This is a genomic window from Pseudocitrobacter sp. 73, assembly GCF_008369545.1.
Classification (GTDB): domain Bacteria; phylum Pseudomonadota; class Gammaproteobacteria; order Enterobacterales; family Enterobacteriaceae; genus Pseudocitrobacter; species Pseudocitrobacter vendiensis.
On record NZ_VTZO01000106.1, the window covers coordinates 1 to 550 of the forward strand.

Below are 550 nucleotides of genomic sequence, written 5' to 3' on the forward strand. Positions count from 1 at the left end.
ACATGCGGTGGGAACGAGAACCAAACGCCGAAGGTCGCCTGATGGCGACCTTTTTGTTTATACCCTCCCTTCTTTTTTACTTCTCCCCTCCCCTTTCTTCCCTCTTCCTTCCTCTTTACGCTCCAGCATTTGTCTCCAGTCCCGCGATAAATACTCCTTTCTTTTTCTCCTTTTCCCCTCCTCCCTCCCTTTCTTCCTCTCCTCCCTCCTCCCCCCCCCCTCTTCCTCCTCTTCTTCCCTCCTTTTCCCCCTCTTTCCCTCTTTCCTCCCCTCCTCTCTCCCTCTCTCCCCCCCCTCTCCCCCTTCCTTCCTCCCCCTCCCTTCTCCCTTCTTTCCTCCTTTCTCTTCTCCCTCCCTCTCCTTTCTTCCCTCCTCCTTCTCCCCCCCTCTTCTCTCCCCTTTCCTCCTCCTCCCCTCTTCCCCTTCTCCCCCTCTCTCCTCCTCCATTTTTCCCTTCCGTTGGCCTTTTCTTTCTCCTTTTTGTCTCCCTCACTGTCTTTGCGTCTGTCCTACCGCATTAAACAGCTAACGAAGCGCCAGAAAGAGCGCC

The 550-nt window shown here is 55.3% G+C and carries 1 protein-coding gene and 1 pseudogene; one reads left to right on the forward strand and one right to left on the reverse strand.

The window, feature by feature from the left end; genetic code table 11:
• Positions 1–57: 57 nt before the first annotated feature.
• On the reverse strand, positions 58–447 hold the full coding sequence (locus F0Q32_RS25975) for a hypothetical protein (protein ID WP_149465183.1): 390 nt from the start codon (positions 445–447) through the stop codon (positions 58–60).
• A 6-nt stretch (positions 448–453) separates the two neighbouring features.
• Between F0Q32_RS25975 and F0Q32_RS26925 the strand changes: the two are divergent.
• Positions 454–550: pseudogene (locus F0Q32_RS26925) on the forward strand (GIY-YIG nuclease family protein); the annotation flags it as partial.

Excerpts from the sequence above, each read along its gene's own strand:
- F0Q32_RS25975 (WP_149465183.1), bottom strand. The coding sequence starts at position 447 with ATGGAGGAGGAGAGAGGGGGAGAAGGGGAAGAGGGGAGGAGGAGGAAA.